Below are 3,339 nucleotides of genomic sequence, written 5' to 3'. Positions count from 1 at the left end.
CCAGCTGCTGTGCCGGCTGGTCTTTCAGCGTCACCGCTTTATTCGACACCACCTGCAGCTGCGGATCGCGGTTGCGCTGCTGCTGCGCGCCGGCGAAGCGTGGCGCTGTACGGCGACCGCCGCCCGCTCTCAGCCCGATGCGCTGCCGCAGAGCCTGCAGTTTCTGCATGCGATGCTGAGCGAAACGGCGGATTTCACCCTGGCCGGCGAGCGTCATCAGTGGCGCTGGGAGCGTGCTCATGGCGGATAACGCTATGCCGATGCGCCAGCGGCGCGGTGGCAACTATTACTGGCGGCTGGTGATGACCGCGCTTTGCTTTAGCCTGTTCAGCATTGGCGGTCTGTTGCTGTCGCTGATCTGGTTCAACCTGCTGCTGCTGATTCAGCGTGACGGTCTGCGCCGGCGGCAGATCGCGCGCCGCAGCATTGCGTGGAGCTTTCGCTGCTTTCTGCGCTTCTGCCGTTTTGTCGGCGTGTATGACTATCAGATGCTGGGTGCAGAAGCGCTGCGTCAGGACCGCGGCTGCCTGATTGTCGCCAACCATCCGTCGCTGATCGATTACGTGATGATCGCCTCGCTGTTACCCGAGATGGATTGCCTGGTGAAGGCCGACCTGCAGCACAACATTTTCTTCCGCGGCGTTATTAAATCAGCCGATTACCTGATCAACAGCGAGGCGGAGACGCTACTGCCGGATAGCCAGCAGCGGCTGGCACGCGGCGATACCATTCTGATTTTCCCCGAAGGGACGCGCACCCGCTACGGCCAGCCGCTGCAACTGCAGCGCGGTGCGGCAAATATTGCGGTGCGCGCCGGATGCGATCTGCGCGTGATTCATATCACCTGTACCCAGCGTATGCTCGACAAGCAAAGCCGCTGGTATCAGATTCCGCTGGTTAAACCGGTTTTTACGGTACGCGTACAATCGCGTATTGCCAGCCACGCCTTTCACGAAGCGGATGAGGATGCGCAGCCGCTGGCCGCGCGCCGTTTGACGCGTTATCTGCAACAGGCGCTGGTGCCTGAAGAGACAAAGTAAGTTATGCAAGCACTGATTGACGACATTAAAACCATGATTATCGACACGCTGAATCTGGAAGATATCAGTCCGGATGATATCGATAGCGACGCACCGCTGTTTGGCGAAGGGCTGGGGCTCGACTCGATCGATGCGCTGGAGCTGGGACTGGCGGTGAAAAACCGCTTCGGCGTGCAGCTCTCCGCCGAGAGCGAAACGCTGCGGGCGCACTTTTTTTCCGTGGCCACGCTGGCCGCTTTTGTTGAACAACAGCAAGCCTGAGAACCGTCGACATGAATAAACAAGATATTTACCAGGAAGTGGCGACGCTGCTGACTACGCTGTTCGAAATTGATCCGGACGAGATCCGCCCGGACGCTCGCCTGTATGAAGATCTCGAACTCGACAGTATTGATGCGGTTGACATGGTGGTGCATCTGCAAAAACGCACCGGGCGTAAGATCAAGCCAGAAGCCTTCCGCGCGGTGCGCACCGTACAGGACGTGGTTGACGCCGTCGACCAGCTGATGCGCGACCAGGCCTGATAAACGCCATGCACAGGCTGTTGCAGCTGCTGAACGCGCTGGCGCTGATCGCCTGGCCATTGCTGGTATGGCTGGCGCTGACTCACCCGCAGTGGCGCGGCGTGCTGGTGCTGCTGGCGCTGGTGTTTGCGGCGCGCATCTGGAGTCTGCGTCAGGCGCAGGGCGCGCTGAACCGCACGCTGCTGCTGCTGGCGCTGATCGGCTGCCTGCTGTCTCTCGCCAGTATCGTGTTGCGGGCGCAGCATCTGCTGCTGTGGTATCCGGTGGTGGTGAATGGCCTGTTGCTTCTGCTGTTCGCCGCGTCGCTGTTCAGCCCGATGCCGCTGGTAGAGCGCCTGGCGCGCCTGCGTGAACCTCAGTTGCCGCCGCGTGCCGTTCGTTATACCCGACGCGTGACACAGGTGTGGTGCGGGTTTTTTATTTTCAACGGCAGCGTGGCCCTGACTACCTGCCTGCTGAGTCATATCCGGCTATGGACACTCTGGAACGGGTGCATCAGCTATGTGCTGATGGGCGCGCTGATGGGCGGCGAATGGCTGCTGCGTCAGCGCATGAGGAAACACGCATGAAGGCCGTGGCGATTCGCGACTGGCTGCACGGCGCCGATCGTCTCGTCGCCTGGCAGGGGCAACAGCAGCATACGCTGGCGCAGATGCGGCAGCAGGTGCTGGGCTTAACCCATCAGCTACAGGCGCAGCCTGGCGCACGCTGGGCGCTGTGCTTTGACAACAGTTACCACTTTACCGTGGCGCTGCTGGCGAGCTGGTACGCCGGCAAAACGCCGGTCATCCCCGGCCACTGCCGCGCAGCGCAGCTGGAAGAGATGCACGACAGTCTTGATGGCGTGATCAGCGATATGCCGCTGGCGGTCACCCTGCCACAGCTACGCTGGGACGGCGCGCTGGCGCAGGGCGCCCTGCCAGATATAGCGGCGCAGGCGAGTCTGGTGCTGTTCACCTCCGGCTCAACCGGAACGCCGCGTTGCGTGGTCAAATCACTGCGCGCTATGGATCTGGAAGCTCAGTGGCTGGCCGATCTGTGGGGCACGCGTCTGCAGGGGTGTCACGTCATTGCCTCGGTAAGCCATCAGCATCTGTATGGCCTGAGTTTTCGCATTATTCTGCCGATGGCGCTCGGCCTGCCGTTCGCCGCGCAGCAAATTTTTTATGGTGAGCAACTGGCGGATCAGCGTGCCGATCGCCGCTACGCCTTTATCAGCAGTCCGGCGTTTTTGCGCCGGCTGGACACGGCGCTGGTGGCGCCGCCTTGTGCACTGATTGTCTCCGCGGGCGGCGCGCTGCCGGGCGCGGATGCGCAACGCGCGCAGCAAACGCTGGACTGCGCGGTGGATGAAATTTACGGCAGTACCGAAACCGGGGTGATCGCGTGGCGCCGGGCCAGCGATGACGCTGCGCTGTGGCAGTGCTTCCCCCACGTCTCGCTGCGCGAGATCGCGCCGCAGCGCTGGCAGGTCTTCTCCGATCTGCTGGAGAGCCGCGCGGGCTGTGCGCTGGACGACCGTATCGTGCAGCAGCCGTCGGGCCGGTTTCAGCTGGCAGGGCGCCAGGATCGGGTGGTGAAAATTGAAGACAAGCGCGTGTCGCTGAGCGAAGTAGAGCGTCGCCTGCTGGCGCTGCCTGGAGTGGAAGATGCCGCCGCGCTGGCGATTCAGCGTCACGGCCGCCATGCCATCGCGGTGGTGCTGGCGCTGCCGCAGCTGCCAGACGCCGCCACGCTGCACCAGCGTAAACAACAATGGAAACGCGCGCTGCAAC

6 protein-coding genes are annotated in these 3,339 nt (G+C 62.4%); all 6 read left to right on the top strand.

Annotation, left to right across the window (positions count from 1 at the left end; genetic code table 11):
* Window positions 1–52 precede the first annotated feature (52 nt).
* Window positions 53–250, top strand: coding sequence for a beta-ketoacyl synthase chain length factor (locus ERD80_RS21590; protein ID WP_348769909.1), 198 nt, complete (start codon window positions 53–55; stop codon window positions 248–250).
* Window positions 240–1,040 carry a lysophospholipid acyltransferase family protein gene (locus tag ERD80_RS21585; RefSeq protein ID WP_021508264.1) on the top strand — a complete coding sequence of 267 codons (801 nt, stop codon included), beginning with the start codon at window positions 240–242 and terminating at the stop codon, window positions 1,038–1,040. Before ERD80_RS21590 ends, ERD80_RS21585 begins: the two co-directional genes overlap by 11 nt.
* A 3-nt stretch (window positions 1,041–1,043) precedes the next feature.
* The gene (locus ERD80_RS21580) at window positions 1,044–1,301 is read left to right on the top strand and encodes a phosphopantetheine-binding protein (RefSeq protein ID WP_021508263.1); all 258 of its coding nucleotides are present in this window, start codon (window positions 1,044–1,046) and stop codon (window positions 1,299–1,301) included.
* Window positions 1,302–1,312: 11 nt separating this feature from the next.
* Window positions 1,313–1,564: an acyl carrier protein gene (locus ERD80_RS21575; RefSeq protein ID WP_021508262.1), complete on the top strand. Its 252-nt coding sequence runs from the start codon at window positions 1,313–1,315 to the stop codon at window positions 1,562–1,564.
* Window positions 1,565–1,572: 8 nt separating this feature from the next.
* A complete protein-coding gene (locus tag ERD80_RS21570) occupies window positions 1,573–2,133 on the top strand; it encodes a hypothetical protein (protein WP_021508261.1) in 561 nt (186 codons plus the stop codon).
* The coding region (locus tag ERD80_RS21565; protein ID WP_211145609.1) for an AMP-binding protein at window positions 2,130–3,339 on the top strand (1,210 nt) is incomplete at its 3' end. The genes ERD80_RS21570 and ERD80_RS21565, both read left to right, overlap by 4 nt.

Origin of the sequence: Pantoea sp. R102, assembly GCF_004916815.1 — a bacterium.
GTDB classification, from domain to species: Bacteria; Pseudomonadota; Gammaproteobacteria; order Enterobacterales; family Enterobacteriaceae; genus Pantoea; species Pantoea dispersa.
The sequence above is the reverse complement of the archived record's forward strand: the minus strand, read 5'-3'. Positions and strand labels throughout refer to the sequence as shown.